The following is a 14,484-nucleotide window of genomic DNA, read 5'->3' on the forward strand; positions in this document are numbered from 1 at the left end:
GTTGACGTGACCGACACCGACATGCTGCCCGAGTCCTGGCGCGGCGTCCTCGGCGAAGAGCTGCAGAAGCCCTACTTCAAGGAGCTGACCGAGTTCGTCGAGGAGGAGCGGGCGAAGGGGCCGGTCTACCCGCCGCGCGAGGAGGTGTTCGCCGCCCTCGACGCCACGCCGTACGACAAGGTGAAGGTGCTCATCCTGGGCCAGGACCCCTACCACGGGGAGGGGCAGGGGCACGGTCTGTGCTTCTCGGTGCGGCCGGGAGTCAAGACCCCGCCGTCCCTGCGGAACATCTACAAGGAGATGCAGGCCGAGCTCGGTCTCCCCATCCCGGACAACGGCTATCTGATGCCCTGGGCCGAGCAGGGCGTCCTGCTGCTCAACGCGGTCCTGACCGTCCGGGCCGGCGAGGCCAACTCCCACAAGGGCAAGGGCTGGGAGAAGGTGACGGACGCGGTGATCAGGGCCGTGTCCTCCCGCCCCGACCCGGCCGTCTTCGTCCTCTGGGGCAACTACGCGCAGAAGAAGGCACCCCTGATCGACGAGACTCGGCATGTGGTGGTGAAGGGGGCCCATCCCTCGCCGCTGTCCGCGAAGAAGTTCTTCGGCTCGCATCCGTTCACCCGGATCAACGAGGCGGTCGCCGCCCAGGGCCACGAGCCCATCGACTGGCGCATCCCCGACCTCGGCTGAGGGATCCCGAGAGGGCTTTCGGGGGACTCCGGGCACTCGGGTACGGGTTCGGGCGCTCATGCGCCCGGCTGACGGGCTCGGGCCGGGTGCCCGAGCCTGTCCGGCTTTGCCGTTCATCGCGGCTAGCGTCGTCGTTGCAGCGATCCCGACGTCATGTCGTGGATCTCCGCTATTCGGCGTACGACGGTGGGAGGCCGCGGTGACGGAGCAGCAGGAGACATCGGACGACGCCGTCATGACCCGGATCGGACAGGCGGTGATGCTGCTGCACGGCGGCGACCGCGAGGAGGCGAGGAATCGGTTCGGCGCGCTGTGGGCGGAGATCGGGGAGACGGGCGATGTGCTCCACCGCTGCACCCTCGCGCACTACATGGCGGACACCCAGGACGACCCCTGCGACGAACTGGCCTGGGATCTGCGGGCGCTCGCCGCGGCGGACACACTGGACGACGTGTGGACGGCCCGTCCCGAGACGACCCTCGGTGTACGGGCCCTGTACCCCTCGCTCCATCTCAATCTGGCCGCCGACTATCTGAAGCTCCGGCGCCCGGAGGCCGCGCGCTTCCATCTCGACCGGGCGCGCGGCGCGACCGGGGTGCTGGGCGACGACGGCTACGGCACGGGGGTGCGGGCCGCCATCGAGCGGCTGGAGTGGAGGCTGCGGGGGGAGTGAACCGGGGAGCCCGGCGGCTCCCGGGCGCGCGGGCGCCCCCGGGAGCGGCGCCCGTCGGCCGCCCCGAGGCCCTGAGGACGGCCCGGGAGCCGTAGCCGCTGCCGCAGCACCTCGCCACCGGCGGGCCCGGGTGCGGGCTCCGGCACCCGGGGTCCGGCTCCGGGGCGGCGGGACCGGCGGGGGCGCTCCCGTCGGCGGGTACCCGCAGGTGTCCCGCTGCCCCGGAAATCCGCCCCTTCCCGGGAATCCGACCCGGCCGGATCCCCGGGTGCTCTGGGTCCGCGCCCCGGTCCGGATCCCCGGCGCGCGGACCGGGCGGCGCTGCCCGGCCATGACGCGGGCGCCCCGCGCACGCCGTCGTGAGGGTGCGGACGGCCGGGGGTCAGGAGCCGTACGCCTGCCGGCAGAGGCGGGCCTCCGGGCCGTCCCGCCGCCAGCCGCCGTAGCTCTCGCCCAAGGCGCAGACGTCCGGGCCGATCGACGGCGGGGCGGGCAGCGGCGGCAGCGGTACGCGCGGCTCGGGGCGCGGCGCCGGAGCCGCCCGCCGGACCGCCGGTTCGGGTGCGCGGGGCTTGCTCGGCTGCCGTACGCGCGAAGGCTCCGCCGAGGGGGGGTGCGCGGGCGCGGAGGACGGCGGCGGTACGGGCGGGGCGTCCAGCGCCTCGCGGACCGGGCCCTGCACGATCTGCGGGCGCGCGCCCGGGGCGGGGCTGGTGATCGCGGGCTCCGGCGGCGGTAAGGGGCGGGGCTCCACGGCCACACAGGCGGAGGCGGTCAGTCCGGAGGCGGCCCAGAGCGCCATGGTGACCAGGTTCTTCGTGGTGGGTGTCGATCTCACGCGGGCAACTCTGCTGTGCGCGCGGCCCGTTCACGCCCGTACGGACGGACAATGGCCCGCACGGGTGACGCCGGTCAGCCGTCCGCTTCCCGGTCCTCGGCGGTGCAGCCGAGCATGCCGTTCAGCAGCTCGGTCAGGCTGCGCGGCGCGGCGCGTCCGGGCGCGGCGGCGTGGTACGAACCGGCCGTGCGGGTGGACATCATCCCGTCGGCCCGGGGGATCAGGGACAGCGCGTGCCGGTCGGCGGCGGGCGAGTCCGCGGCCGCCAGGAGCGCCCGGACCGGCTCGGCTCGCGCATCCGGCCGCCCGCCGCGTCGTGGATCTCCTGCGGCTCCGCTCTGCGGGTGGCTTCGAGCGCCCGCTCGTAGAGGGCGACGACCAGCGCGCGGTGCCCGGTCACAAGGCGGTCCGGGGCGAGCCGACGCCGGGCCGGGGCAGCTCGTCCATGCCGAGCACGGCGGCGTCCCGCTCCGCCGGCCGACGTACCGCGGACTCCGGCAGCGCCCGGCGGGTGGCGGCCCCGCACCACCACCGCCGTCGTCCGCAAGGCCCCGCGGGCGGCACGGCTGATCGCGGTGACCGGCCCCGCGGGCGTCGCCGTGCGCGAGAATCTCATCGCCCTGGTCTCCCGGATCGGCCCCGGTTCGTCCTGCGCACCCTCGGCGGCATCGGCGACCGTCGGCCACCGGGTCACCCGTATGCTGATCAGCGGAACGGATGAGCGACACGGCTCGGGGAGGCCCTGTGAAGGTCGGCTGCATCGGTCTGGGTGACATCGCGCAGAAGGCGTATCTGCCCGTCTTCAGCTCGCTGCCGGGGATCGAACTGCACCTCCAGACCCGCACCCCGGCCACCCTGGAGCGGGTCGCCGACGCCTACCACGTCCCGGCGGGCCGTCGGCACACCACCCTCGACTCCCTGCTCGCCCAGGACCTGGACGCGGCCTTCGTCCACGCGCCCACCTCCGCGCACGCCGAGATCGCCGGGGCTCTCCTCGAAGCCGGAGTCGCGACGTTCGTGGACAAGCCGCTCGCGTACGACCTGGCCGACTCACAGCGACTGGTGGACCTCGCCGAGTCGCGCGGCACCAGCCTCGCCGTCGGCTTCAACCGCCGCCTCGCACCCGGCTACGTGCAGTGCCTGGAGCACCCCCGCGAGCTGATCCTGATGCAGAAGAACCGGGTCGGCCTCACACTGGACCCGCGCTCCGTCATCCTCGACGACTTCATCCATGTCGTGGACACCCTGCGCTTCCTGGTGCCGGGGACCGTCGAGCACACCGATGTCCGCGCCCGGATCGTCGACGGACGGATGCACCACGTCGTCCTCCAGCTCTCCGGCGACGGATTCACCGCCATCGGCGTGATGAACCACAGGAGCGGCTCCGCGGAGGAGATCCTCGAAGTGTCCGGCCAGGACACCAAGCGCGAGGTGCGCAATCTCGCGGAGATCGTCGACCACAAGGGCCAGCCGAGCGTCCGCCGCCGCGGCGACTGGGTCCCGGTCGCCCGCCAGCGCGGGATCGAGCAGGCCGTGCGCGGGTTCCTCGACGCCGTGCGCGCTGGCACGTTCCTCAGCGCGAGGGACGCGCTGAGGACCCATGAGCTGTGCGAGCGGGTGGTGCTGCGGGCCCTCGAACAGGCCGCCTGAGCCGCCCGGCCCCCTCCGACGCCGCCAGCGCCACCAGCACCGCGGCGGCGCCGTACACGGCCCAGTCGCCGTAACGGACGTACAGGGTGCTCCCCGTTGCCAGTGGGATGTCGTAGACCGCCGTCGCACTGGCCCGCGTGGAGAGCTCCGGGCCGATTCGGGCACCGTCCGGGCCGTACACCGCGCTGACACCGGTGAGCGTGGCGTGCACCATCGGCCTCCCGCTCTCGGCGGCCCGCACCGCCCCGAGCGAGGCATGCTGCTCGGGGGCCCAGCTGTTCTGGAACGTCGACGTCGCCGACTGCGCGACGATCACCTGGGCGCCGTCCCGGACCAGCCGGCGGCTCATGTCGGGGAACGCGGTCTCGAAGCAGACCAGCGGGCCGATGCGCGGCCCCCCGTCCGGCAGGTTCATCACCACCGGGCCCTGGCCGCGCAGCCGGTCCTCACCCGCCGCCTTGCCCACCGAGGTCGCCCAGCCGAGCAGACCACGGGCCGGTATGTACTCCCCGAAGGGGACCAGCCGCATCTTGTCGTAGTGGTCGCCGGTCGGGCCCCGGGGGCCCACCAGCACGGAGCTCTTGAAGATCCCGCCTCTGCCGGACGCGTCCACCCGGCGGGCATCCACGTTGACCAGCAGATCCGCGCCGACGTCCCGTGAGAGGTCCGCCAGCCGGTCCGCCAGTGCGGGGTGCCGACCCAGATCCTCGCCCACACTGCTCTCGCCCCAGACCACCAGATCGAGTCTCTGTCCCGCGAGCGTGCGGGTCAGCTCCTCAGCGCGGGCGAAACGGCGGTCGGGGCCGGATATCCCGTCGAGCACACCCGGCTGGACGATCGCGATCCGGGCCCGCCCGGACTCCTGAGGCCGGGGGGCCCACGCCCAGACCGCCGCGGTCACGACCGCGCACGCCACCGCGCCGCCCACGGCCGCCGTACGGGCCGTCGGCACCGCGATCAGCACGGTCACGGCGGTGTTCACCGCCAGCACCAGCAGGCTCACCAGCCATACGCCGCCCACGGAGGCCAGCCGCAGGGCGGGGGTGACCTCCCACTGGCTGGCGCCCAGCAGCCCCCAGGGTCCGCCGAGCCCTTCCCAGGACCGGGTCAGTTCGATCATCAGCCAGCCCGCGGGGACGGCCGCCACGGCAGCGGCGGCGCGGGCCGTGGACGGCGTCCCGCCGAGCATCCGGCGGACCAGCCACCCCCAGGGCGCCCACAACAGCCCGAGCAGCGCCGCCAGGACGACGATGAAGACATGCAGGCTCGGTATGAGCCAGTGGTGGACCGCGATCATGAACCCGATGCCGCCGAACCACCCCTCCAGCGCCGCGCGGCGGCCCGTCGGCGCGGTCCGTATCAGCAGCATCCACGGCACGAGGGCGACATACGCGAACCACCACAGGGACGGTTCCGGAAAGGCCAGGGCAGGCAGGGCGCCCGCCGCCACGGCGGCGACGGCGCGCCCACCGGGGACGGTCCTCATGTCCGCGCCTCCTCGTCCTGCCGCCGGGGACCGCGAGCAGCGCGCCCCCTCCAGTGTGTGCGTGGGTACGGCGTGGATCAACACGGTCGCCGGTGGCGGCACCGCCCCGCCTGCCCGTGCCGCGCGGGGTCCCGCGCCCCGGCGCGCTTCGTGCCGCCGGGGCGCCGTCGCCCGGCCGGGTGCCGCTCAGTCGCGAGCCGGCGCGCCCTTCCCGCGCCGCCACTTCTCGCTGATCACCACGCTGCTCAGCCGCCAGCCGCCGTCCGTGCGCACCAGCCCGAAGGCGTAGCGGCCGCCGGAGAGGTAGTCGTCGCCCGACTCCAGCCGCATCGGGTTCACATAGTCCGCGTCCAGCTCCGCCCGGTCGCCCGGATAGCCGCCCAGGTCCTGGATGCGGACCCGGCGGTTGACGATGAGGTGCTGGCGTACGGGGAAGAGGCGCATCGTCTCGGCCATCCAGTCGGCGACCTCCGACGCCGGGCCCTCGATGCCGCCCGAACTGCGGTAGTCCGCCCGCCCGTCCCGGGCGAACAGGGCCCGGTAGGCACTCCAGTCGGCGTCGTCGACGGCCACCGCGTACTCGGTGACCAGATCGTCGATGGCCAGCCGGTCCATCACCGTCGAGAGATCCACTCGCTGCGTCATCGGCTCAGTCTCGGGCAGGCGTCCCGTGAGGCCAAGAGCCATGCACGCCAGTCACCCGTACTCGGCGCGCAAACGGTCGATCTGCGCCAACTCTGACGGAGCCGTGGAGGGAACCACGCGCGCGTGGCGCTCCTCGGGCCGCCGGGTGCCCCGGCCCCGTCGGCCCGGCGGCGTACCGGGCGGGCGCATACGGTGGTACGCGCGGTCGGCGCCGCCCGGCCACGGCTGCGGACCGGGTCCCGGCCCTCGCCCGGGCGGCCCGCCCGAGCGTACGGGCACCCCCGGCCCCAACCGGGCTACGGGGGAGCGCGGTTCGGCCACGTCCGGTCGTCCGGTGGAGCGCCCGGGCGACGGTCTCAACCTCCGTACCGGAACTCTGCCGGGAGCGCCCGCCCGTCCTGGACCGGGTGCCCGATCAGCGCGGTGTCATCGCTTGACGGCCCTCAGGACGACGAACTTCGGGTCGCTCGCCATGACCTCGCAGCCGCCGAAGAGCCGTCGCAGCCGCAGATGGTAGCCGAGGTGCCGGTTCCCGACGACCCACAGCTCGCCGCCGGGCCGCAGGGCGCGTCGCGCGTCGCCGAACATCCGGCGGGCCGTTGCGTCGGTGGTCGCCCGGTGCGAGTGGAACGGCGGATTGCTGAGCACCAGATCGACCGATCCGTCCGGCATCCGGGCCAGGCCGTCGCCGACCACGAAGTCCGCTTTCCCGCCGGAGGTGACGTTGTCACGGTAGGTCGCCTCGGCCGACGCCACCGCGGAGTACGACTCGTCCACGAAGACCACCGACGCCTCGGGGTTGCCGAGAGCCGCGGCCGTGCCGATCACACCGTTGCCGCAGCCCAGGTCCACCACCCGCTCGGGCCCCCGCCGCTCCGGCAGCGCTCCGAGGAAGAACCTGGTGCCGATGTCCAGCCGGTCGGCGCAGAAGATGCCCGCGTGGTTGGTCACCGTGCGGCCGGAGAGCACCCCGATGCCGTCGGGCAGCGCGTAGCGCAGCGGCCAGGGGCCGGGGACCCGCGCGAGGGACGGGTCCGGCGTGCAGAAGATCAGCCGCGCCTTCTTCACCGCGAGCGAGGTCTTCGTCGGGCCGATGATCCGCTCGAACAGCTTCAGCGTGGAGGTGTGGATCTCCCCGACCATGCCGGTGCCGGCGACCACGGTCCCCGCGTGCACGGCCGGGGCGAGCCGGTGCAACTGGTCCTCCAGCAGCGCCAGGCTCTTCGGTACCCGTACGAGCAGCACGTCGACGCGAGCCGGAGGCGTGTCCCTGGCGGACAGCAGCCGTACCGCCGCGTCCCCGGCCCCGTTGCGCGCCAGAGCGGCCCGGGTCGCCTGCTGCCCGAGAAAGGAGTCTGTGATCTGCACGAGAGACGCCGCCGGTACGGTTCCGTGCGCGGCGAGCGACACCGTGAGGGCGCCCCACCGGTCGCCCACGACGGCCACCGTCCCGGACAGCGGGGTGCCCGACTCGCCGAGATGCCGCAGCAGATACTCGTCGGAGGCGTCCCAGGCACGGAGGGGGTCGCGGGGGTCCTCGGGGAATCGGGCGAGCGTGACGTCGCCCCATGGCGTGGTCAGACGGTTCATCGTGCAGTCAGGCTAGCCGAGCCGGGACACGGTCCCGTGCCGTGCTGCGGCCCGGCGGCCGCGGCCGTGCGGGGATCAGGCCGCCCGGTCGACGTGCTCCAGCGCCGTCGCCCACTTCAGGACGAGGGCCTCGTACTCCGCACGCCGGTCGTCGGGCAGCTGTCCATCGGCCCACAGTTCACGGATACGGGCGTTCAGCTCGGCCGCGGTAACGAGCGTCGAGGCGGGCACAGCAGTCTCTGACTCGCGTGGAAGGGGGGACATGCGACCAGGTTACGGCCTCCCGCGAAGTCCGTAACCCCCGCGGCGGCGGGCGGTGTCGGCCGCGGGCGCCGGTGCGGGGGGCCGCCGTACCCGTCCAGGGCGGGTGAACAGGGCCGTTCCCGGGAGCGGCCCGCTGCCCGGTCCGCCGCCCGCGCCTTCGCCGCGTGATGAACCTCATGCCATGCGCCACGCCCCGGGTGCCCCGACCGTCCCTCGGGTCCCACCCGCGGGCCGCCGGTGGGGCCCGCTCCCCGGCCGCCTGGAACCGCGGTCCCGTCACGGTCCGGGGGTCGGGCACCCCGCGCGAGCGCCCGTACTCCGCCGCCGCCCACCCGGTCGTACCGGGGTGGTGGGCAGTCAGGCACCCGGTCCCGCGCCCCGGTCGGTCCCGGGGAGGGCTTCCCGCCGGCCCGCGCGGCCACCACGGTGCGCGCGGGCTTTCCCGTACGCGCCGGGCCTTCCCGTGGTGCCGTGTGCGGGGCGGCCGGTCACACCCTGCGGTCCGCGAAGGCGCCCACCGCCGCCGGGACTCCGTACAACTGCTCCTCCAGGTCCCGCAGACATTCCCGGTGCAGGTGCGGCATCAGGGCTTCCCGCGTCTCCCGGGCCCGTTCCGGGTCCATCGCGCGCGAGGTGACGTCCAGCAGGCCGACCGCGCGGCAGGCGTAGCCGCAGGCGGCCTCCGGGTCCCCGGCCGCGGCCTCGACCTCGGCGAGGTCTTTGTAGACGGTCGTCCGCACCAGGTCCTCGGCGTGCCCGGCACCCTCGCCGTCCCCGCTCCCGGCGGACGAGAGCAGGGGGAGCGAGCGGAGCAGGGTCTCCCGCGCCCGGGCGAGACGCCCCGCCCTGAGCAGGGTGGCGCCCTTGAACGCGGCCAGCCTGCCGGGGCCGAACCAGTCGAACCACTCGGGGCCGTCCCGCTCACCGCCGGGCGAGGGGCCGAGGGAGAGGACGTCCTCGGCGTGACCGATCAGCCGCAGCGCCGCCGCGGTGTCGCCCCGGAGGACCTCTCCCTCGGCCTCCACGGCATCGAGCCAGGCCAGGAACTCCGCGCTCGCCGGTCCGCGCCCGGCACCGGCGCGTGCGCCCGCCAGGTGCTCCGACGCCTCGTCATGGTGCCCGTCCCGGCCGGGGGCCAGCGCCGCGTGGGCGAGGGCGGCCGACGCCAGCAGGGGGTCGCCGGCCTCCTCCGCGGCTTCGTGCGCGCGCAGCCAGGACCTCCCGGCCCGCTCCGGCATCCGCAGCCCGGAGAACTCGATCCGCCCGCACAGCAGCAGCGTCTCGGCCAGTGCCCCGGCCATCCGCTGCCGGTCCCGCCCGGTCGTCCGCGCCAGCAGGGCCCGGCCGGTTCCGGCATGGGCGAGGACGGCCGGGTGGAGGGCGGCCGGCGCGACCGTCCCGAACCGGCCGCGGAGCGATCGGATCGCCGCCCGGAAGTCCTCGACCGCGGCGGAGACCGCCGGGTCGGTGGTCCCGGCGGCCCCCGTCCGGATGCCGGCGGACCCCGGGGCGTCCGCCGCCGCGCCGCCGCCGGTGGCCTCGGGGCCGTCCGCGGAATCGCCGCCGTCCCGTGGCTCACCGCCGGCCAACCCGTCCGGGCGGCCGAAGCCGAGCGACCCCAGATCCCGGCCGAGCGTCCGTACGATCGCCCGCCGCTGCTCCGCCCGCGGCCAGGGCGGGTTGGCCGACTCCCAGCGCCGCACCTGTCTCACCCCGACACCGAGCGCGGCGGCGAAGGCCCGCTGCGACCGGTATCCGGCCGCCACACGGGCCGACGTGAGACGGGTGTTGCCTGCGGGCCGTTCCACTGCTGCACCTCCACGGGAGTTGTGCGTCCAGTGTCACAGCGCACCCCGCGTGATACCACCCGTCCTTCCGGTGGCCCGACCGGGTGTTCACCCTCTCGCCCCCGGCCTCGCGCGGCCCGCATCACGGCTGTTCCGGAAGCGCGGCTCCGGAAGCACGGGTCGTGAACCGCACTACCGCCCGGGCGACATGGCCCTGCGGGGCCCGGGACCGGACAGGGCGCCGGACGCGTTCGACGCGGAGCTCCCGGACGACCTGCGCGGCCGGACCGGTCCCGCCCGGTGTGCCGGTGGTGCCGGTGGGAAACCGCCGCGGCCGGTGTGCGGCAGCTGCCCTCGTCCGGGCGATCAGCGCCGCGGAACACGGCCCGGGAGGCCCGGTGATCGCGCGGCCGTCAGCCGCCCGACTCGCCCGCGTGCGGGCTCAGCGTGTCCGTCCCGACCAGGATGAAGAGAACGATGCCCAGCACGATGCGGTAGATGACGAACGGCATGAAGCTCTTGGTGGTGATGAACTTCATGAACCACGCGATGACCGCGTACCCGACACCGAAGGCGATGACCGTCGCGAAGATGGTCGGCCCCCAGGACACATGACCCTGGCCCGCGTCCTTCAGTTCGTACGCGCCGGAGGCGAGCACCGCCGGGATCGCCAGCAGGAACGAGTAGCGGGCGGCGGCCTCGCGGGTGTACCCCATCAGCAGACCGCCGCTGATCGTGGCACCGGAGCGGGACACTCCGGGAATCAGGGCCATGGCCTGGCAGAAGCCGTAGACGAGACCGTCGCGGACGTTCAGCTCCTTGAGCGTCTTGCGCTGCTTCACCGCGCGGTGCTTGCCGCCGCTCTCGTCGCGGGCGGCGAGCCGGTCGGCGACACCGAGGACGATGCCCATCACGATCAGCGTGGTCGCGATGAGACGCAGATCGCGGAACGGGCCCTCGATCTGGTCCTTGAGCGTCACACCCAGCACACCGATCGGGATGGAGCCGATGATAACGAGCCAGCCCATCTGGGCGTCGTGGTCGCTGCGCATGGCCTTGTCGGTGAGCGAGCGGAACCAGGCGGAGACGATTCTCGCGATGTCCTTGCGGAAGTAGATCAGGACGGCGGTCTCGGTACCGATCTGCGTGATCGCGGTGAACGCCGCGCCCGGGTCCTGCCAGCCGGCGAACGCGGCGGTGAGCCGCAGATGCGCGCTGGAGGAGATGGGCAGGAATTCGGTCAGCCCCTGAACGAGTCCGAGGATGAATGATTCAAACCAAGACATGAAAAACTATGCCACCCAAGAAGTGATCACGATCTGACGGCGCGTAGCGGTCCCGATCCTGCGCCAGTTGCGAGGAAGCGTAGCGTCCCCGGGTGACCTGCAGTGCCACGCCCCCATCCGCGTGGAAACGGTCCTCGGTGCGGGCCGTCGCCGGGCGGTGCGGCGGGCGGGCGCGTCGAGCGGGGGCGAGAGGTGGGCCCGGCCGGGCCCGCGGGTGTGTGTCCACGCACGGGGCGGGCCGTGCGCCGGACCGTGTCCGACCGGCGTCCGCCGTGTCAGTCGCCGCGCAGCCGGTGCCGCTTGCGCCAGGCGACGACCGCCGCGGCGATCCCGGTCACCACGATGAACCCCGTCGAGATCACGAACGCGGGAGACGTCGGCGATCCGGCCCGGCTGCCCGCGATCACGTACGCCGCGGTGTTGGGGATCGAGCCCAGGCCCGTGGCCAGCAGAAACGGTGTGTATCCCATACGGGACACGGCGGCGCAGTAGTTGGCGGCGGCGAACGGGACCCCCGGGAACAGCCGTACCGCCAGCATCGAGCGGAAGCCGTGGGAGCTCAGCTGGTGGTCGGCCGCCCTCAGCCAGCGGCCCCGCAGCAGCGGTCGCAGCGCGTCCTGCCCGAGCAGGCGGCCGAGCGTGAAGGCGATCCCCGCGCCCAGGACGGTCCCGGCCAGCGCCGAGCCCAGTCCTGCCGCCGAGCCGAAGAGCGCCCCCGCCGCCAGATTGAGCAGCGGGCGCGGCACGAAGGCCGCGGTGCACACCCCGTATCCGACGGCGAACAGCACCACCGCCGCCGCACCGCTCAGCTGCACCGGCGGCCGGCCCTCCGAGAGCAGCCGCTGTGGCTCGTACAGCACCACCAGCGCCCCGGCGCACGCGAGCACCAGAGCGAGGAACGACAGCCGCGACCACGGTGAGAGCAGCACCTGTGCGCAGCGGACGACGAGACCTGCGGGCGGCCTGGGGACGGGCTCGAACATCCGGGGAGACTAACCGACAAGTGGGCGTGATCGCCGTAATCTGGGCCTCATGACTCCCCGGGTACCGCCGAGCGAGCTGGCCGGCACGGTCCTTGAACGCCTGACGAGCGTCTATCCGACGGGTGCGGATCCCGTACGGGCCGAAGGCGCCGCCGCGTACATGAAGGGTGTCGCCCCCTTCATCGGGCTCCGTGCGAGCGATCGCCGGGCCCTGTCCCGTACGGTGCTCGAAGGGCTGCCGCTCCCCGTCGAGAGCGACTGCGCGGCGATCGCCCTGCGCTGCTGGGAGCTGCCCGAGCGGGAGTACCACTACTTCGCCGTCGACTTTCTCGCGCGTCATGTGCGCCGCTGCTCCTCCGGCTTCGTTCCGGTGGTCCGTCATCTCGTCGTCACCACCTCCTGGTGGGACACCGTCGACGCGATCGCCGCGCACGTGGTGGGGCCGCTGGTGAGCGCGGACCCGGAACTGGTGCCTGCCATGGACGAGTGGATCGGGGACGACGACCTGTGGGTGGCGCGCACCGCCCTGCTCCACCAACTGCGCTACAAGTCCGCGACGGACGCGGGCCGGTTGTTCCGGTACTGCCTGCGGCAGGCCGGTCATCCGGACTTCTTCATCCGCAAGGCGATCGGATGGAGCCTGCGGGAGTACGCGAAGACGGACCCCGGGGCCGTCCGGGAGTTCGTGGACTCGGCGCGGGATGTGCTGTCCCCCCTCTCCGTCCGCGAGGCGCTCAAGAACCTGTAGCCCGGGTTCCCCCGGACCGGACCGGATCGGATCGGGCACCGGGCTCAGAGCGCACCGAGTGCTTCGGTGGGTGTCGGGCGTGCCGCCCGGGACGCGGGGTACAGGCCCGCTCCCGTGCCGATGGCGGCGGCGAGCAGGCCGCCCGCGAGGACCTCTTCCGGGCCGACTCCCGTCCGGGAAAACCATTCGACCCGGTCCGGTACATCGGAGATGATCGCCTCATGTTCCGGTACGCCTTCCTCGCAGAGCGCCCCGCAGTCGCGGGCGCGCCGAAGGCTGCCGCATTCCTCGCCGCCTGCGCGGCCGTCGCGGCGGCGGCCTTCGACGCCGCGCCGGTCGACGGCGCCCGAAGCTGACTCTTCCCGGATCGTCCGGTGGGACCCCGCAGGGGGAGGGTCGGCAAGGCCCAGGGGTCCTCATCACACGTCGAGTTCCGAGGAAGAACACCATGCCCAAGACGGCTTACGTGCGCACCAAGCCGCACCTGAACATCGGCACCATGGGCCATGTCGACCATGGGAAGACCACCCTGACCGCCGCCATCACCAAGGTGCTCAGTGCGCGGGGGACCGGCAGCTTCGTGCCGTTCGACCGGATCGACAAGGCGCCGGAGGAGGCGCAGCGCGGGATCACCATCAACATCGCGCACGTCGAGTACGAGACCGAGACCCGCCACTACGCGCATGTCGACATGCCCGGGCACGCCGACTACGTGAAGAACATGGTCACCGGCGCGGCGCAGCTCGACGGGGCGATCCTCGTCGTGTCCGCGCTCGACGGGGTGATGCCCCAGACGTCCGAGCATGTGCTGCTCGCCCGCCAGGTCGGCGTGGACCACATCGTGGTCGCGCTGAACAAGGCGGACGCGGGTGACGACGAGCTGACCGACCTGGTGGAGCTGGAGGTCCGCGAGCTGCTCACCGCGCACGGGTACGGCGGTGACGCGGCCCCGGTCGTCCGGGTTTCCGGTCTGAAGGCCCTGGAGGGCGACCCGCGCTGGACTGCGGCCGTCGAGGCGCTGCTCGACGCGGTCGACACCTATGTGCCGACGCCCGTCAGGTACACGGACGCGCCGTTCCTGCTGCCGGTGGAGAACGTGCTCACCATCACCGGGCGGGGAACCGTCGTCACCGGAGCCGTCGAGCGCGGCACGGTCCGCGTCGGTGACCGGGTGCAGGTGCTCGGCGCGGACGTGGAGACGGTCGTGACCGGTCTGGAGACCTTCGGCAAGCCGATGGAGTCCGCCGAGGCGGGGGACAGTGTCGCGCTGCTGCTGCGCGGGCTCGCCCGTGACGCGGTCCGGCGCGGTCATGTCGTCGCCGCGCCCGGCAGCATCACCCCGAGCCGGCGCTTCACCGCCCAGGTGTACATCCTGTCGGGCCGTGAGGGAGGGCGTACGACCCCCGTGGCCACCGGGTACCGGCCGCAGTTCTACATCAGGACCGCCGATGTCGTCGGCGATGTGGACCTCGGCGAGCGGGCGGTCGCCCAGCCCGGTGACACGGTCACCATGACCGTCGAGCTGGGGCGTGACGTCCCGCTGGAGCCCGGCCTCGGGTTCGCGATCCGCGAGGGCGGCCGTACGGTCGGCGCCGGCACGGTCACGGAGCCGGCCTGACGAGGCCGCGAACAGGACGCGCCCGCCTCCTCCGGGAGGCGGGCGCGGTCCGTCCGGGCTCCGCCCGCGGAGTGCGACCTTCCCGGCCGTACACAATGGGACCGTGAACAAGCTGCCCCTCCCCGGCCCCGACCCGGAATCCGGCCCCGACCCGGAGGCCGGAGCCGACCCGCGCACGGAATCCGAGCCGGGTGCTCGATCCGTACCGCCTACGGCAAACGAGCCG

At 73.7% G+C, this 14,484-nt stretch carries 16 protein-coding genes; 6 read left to right on the top strand and 10 right to left on the bottom strand.

Annotation, left to right across the window (positions count from 1 at the left end):
- Positions 1 to 6 precede the first annotated feature (6 nt).
- The gene (locus tag ACFYT4_RS12705; protein WP_389267584.1) at positions 7 to 690 is read left to right on the top strand and encodes a uracil-DNA glycosylase; all 684 of its coding nucleotides are present in this window, start codon (positions 7 to 9) and stop codon (positions 688 to 690) included.
- A 199-nt stretch (positions 691 to 889) separates the two neighbouring features.
- Positions 890 to 1,363 (top strand): hypothetical protein, encoded by a 474-nt coding sequence (locus ACFYT4_RS12710; RefSeq protein WP_389267586.1) that lies wholly within the window; start codon positions 890 to 892, stop codon positions 1,361 to 1,363.
- 382 nt (positions 1,364 to 1,745) lie between these two features.
- Here ACFYT4_RS12710 and ACFYT4_RS12715 read toward each other — a convergent pair whose 3' ends face one another.
- From ACFYT4_RS12715 to ACFYT4_RS12725, 3 genes are all read right to left on the bottom strand, one after another.
- Positions 1,746 to 2,201, bottom strand: coding sequence for a hypothetical protein (locus ACFYT4_RS12715; RefSeq protein WP_389267587.1), 456 nt, complete (start codon positions 2,199 to 2,201; stop codon positions 1,746 to 1,748).
- A gap of 74 nt (positions 2,202 to 2,275) precedes the next feature.
- Positions 2,276 to 2,404 (bottom strand): hypothetical protein, encoded by a 129-nt coding sequence (locus ACFYT4_RS12720; protein WP_389267588.1) that lies wholly within the window; start codon positions 2,402 to 2,404, stop codon positions 2,276 to 2,278.
- A 17-nt stretch (positions 2,405 to 2,421) separates the two neighbouring features.
- Entirely contained in the window at positions 2,422 to 2,601 is a 180-nt protein-coding gene (locus ACFYT4_RS12725) for a hypothetical protein (protein ID WP_389267589.1), read from the bottom strand.
- A 344-nt stretch (positions 2,602 to 2,945) separates the two neighbouring features.
- On the opposite strand from ACFYT4_RS12725, the gene ACFYT4_RS12730 reads away from it, so the two are divergent.
- Complete coding sequence (locus tag ACFYT4_RS12730; protein ID WP_389267735.1) at positions 2,946 to 3,851, top strand: Gfo/Idh/MocA family protein; 906 nt, start codon at positions 2,946 to 2,948, stop codon at positions 3,849 to 3,851.
- On the opposite strand, the gene lnt is transcribed toward ACFYT4_RS12730, so the two are convergent.
- The 7 genes from lnt to ACFYT4_RS12765 all read right to left on the bottom strand — a co-directional run bounded on the left by lnt (position 3,775) and on the right by ACFYT4_RS12765 (position 11,892).
- Positions 3,775 to 5,337: an apolipoprotein N-acyltransferase gene (lnt, locus tag ACFYT4_RS12735; RefSeq protein ID WP_389267590.1), complete on the bottom strand. Its 1,563-nt coding sequence runs from the start codon at positions 5,335 to 5,337 to the stop codon at positions 3,775 to 3,777. The genes ACFYT4_RS12730 and lnt overlap by 77 nt on opposite strands.
- A gap of 186 nt (positions 5,338 to 5,523) precedes the next feature.
- Positions 5,524 to 5,982 (bottom strand): nuclear transport factor 2 family protein, encoded by a 459-nt coding sequence (locus ACFYT4_RS12740; RefSeq protein WP_389267592.1) that lies wholly within the window; start codon positions 5,980 to 5,982, stop codon positions 5,524 to 5,526.
- Between the two features lie 426 nt (positions 5,983 to 6,408).
- Complete coding sequence (locus ACFYT4_RS12745) at positions 6,409 to 7,572, bottom strand: methyltransferase (RefSeq protein ID WP_389267593.1); 1,164 nt, start codon at positions 7,570 to 7,572, stop codon at positions 6,409 to 6,411.
- 75 nt (positions 7,573 to 7,647) lie between these two features.
- Positions 7,648 to 7,836, bottom strand: coding sequence for a hypothetical protein (locus tag ACFYT4_RS12750; protein WP_389267594.1), 189 nt, complete (start codon positions 7,834 to 7,836; stop codon positions 7,648 to 7,650).
- Positions 7,837 to 8,324: 488 nt separating this feature from the next.
- Positions 8,325 to 9,644: a transcriptional regulator gene (locus tag ACFYT4_RS12755; RefSeq protein ID WP_389267595.1), complete on the bottom strand. Its 1,320-nt coding sequence runs from the start codon at positions 9,642 to 9,644 to the stop codon at positions 8,325 to 8,327.
- A gap of 392 nt (positions 9,645 to 10,036) precedes the next feature.
- A complete protein-coding gene (locus ACFYT4_RS12760) occupies positions 10,037 to 10,909 on the bottom strand; it encodes an undecaprenyl-diphosphate phosphatase (protein ID WP_389267597.1) in 873 nt (290 codons plus the stop codon).
- A 275-nt stretch (positions 10,910 to 11,184) separates the two neighbouring features.
- On the bottom strand, positions 11,185 to 11,892 hold the full coding sequence (locus tag ACFYT4_RS12765; RefSeq protein WP_389267598.1) for a TVP38/TMEM64 family protein: 708 nt from the start codon (positions 11,890 to 11,892) through the stop codon (positions 11,185 to 11,187).
- Positions 11,893 to 11,941: 49 nt separating this feature from the next.
- Between ACFYT4_RS12765 and ACFYT4_RS12770 the strand changes: the two genes are divergently transcribed.
- The 3 genes from ACFYT4_RS12770 to tuf all read left to right on the top strand — a co-directional run bounded on the left by ACFYT4_RS12770 (position 11,942) and on the right by tuf (position 14,258).
- Positions 11,942 to 12,640, top strand: a complete 699-nt coding sequence (locus ACFYT4_RS12770; RefSeq protein WP_389267600.1) for a DNA alkylation repair protein — start codon at positions 11,942 to 11,944, stop codon at positions 12,638 to 12,640.
- A gap of 221 nt (positions 12,641 to 12,861) precedes the next feature.
- Positions 12,862 to 12,996 carry a hypothetical protein gene (locus tag ACFYT4_RS12775; RefSeq protein WP_389267601.1) on the top strand — a complete coding sequence of 45 codons (135 nt, stop codon included), beginning with the start codon at positions 12,862 to 12,864 and terminating at the stop codon, positions 12,994 to 12,996.
- 92 nt (positions 12,997 to 13,088) lie between these two features.
- A complete protein-coding gene (tuf, locus tag ACFYT4_RS12780; protein ID WP_389267602.1) occupies positions 13,089 to 14,258 on the top strand; it encodes an elongation factor Tu in 1,170 nt (389 codons plus the stop codon).
- The last annotated feature ends 226 nt before the right edge of the window (positions 14,259 to 14,484 follow it).

The organism is Streptomyces sp. NPDC004609 (assembly GCF_042873655.1).
Lineage (GTDB): Bacteria > Actinomycetota > Actinomycetes > Streptomycetales > Streptomycetaceae > Streptomyces.

Bases quoted from the DNA above. Each gene is read 5' to 3' on its own strand.
- ACFYT4_RS12775 (WP_389267601.1), top strand. From the start codon at position 12,862: ATGTTCCGGTACGCCTTCCTCGCAGAGCGCCCCGCAGTCGCGGGCGCG.
- ACFYT4_RS12765 (WP_389267598.1), bottom strand. From the start codon at position 11,892: ATGTTCGAGCCCGTCCCCAGGCCGCCCGCAGGTCTCGTCGTCCGCTGC.
- ACFYT4_RS12740 (WP_389267592.1), bottom strand. From the start codon at position 5,982: ATGACGCAGCGAGTGGATCTCTCGACGGTGATGGACCGGCTGGCCATC.
- ACFYT4_RS12770 (WP_389267600.1), top strand. From the start codon at position 11,942: ATGACTCCCCGGGTACCGCCGAGCGAGCTGGCCGGCACGGTCCTTGAA.
- tuf (WP_389267602.1), top strand. From the start codon at position 13,089: ATGCCCAAGACGGCTTACGTGCGCACCAAGCCGCACCTGAACATCGGC.
- ACFYT4_RS12745 (WP_389267593.1), bottom strand. From the start codon at position 7,572: ATGAACCGTCTGACCACGCCATGGGGCGACGTCACGCTCGCCCGATTC.
- lnt (WP_389267590.1), bottom strand. From the start codon at position 5,337: ATGAGGACCGTCCCCGGTGGGCGCGCCGTCGCCGCCGTGGCGGCGGGC.
- ACFYT4_RS12750 (WP_389267594.1), bottom strand. From the start codon at position 7,836: ATGTCCCCCCTTCCACGCGAGTCAGAGACTGCTGTGCCCGCCTCGACG.
- ACFYT4_RS12760 (WP_389267597.1), bottom strand. From the start codon at position 10,909: ATGTCTTGGTTTGAATCATTCATCCTCGGACTCGTTCAGGGGCTGACC.
- ACFYT4_RS12720 (WP_389267588.1), bottom strand. From the start codon at position 2,404: ATGATGTCCACCCGCACGGCCGGTTCGTACCACGCCGCCGCGCCCGGA.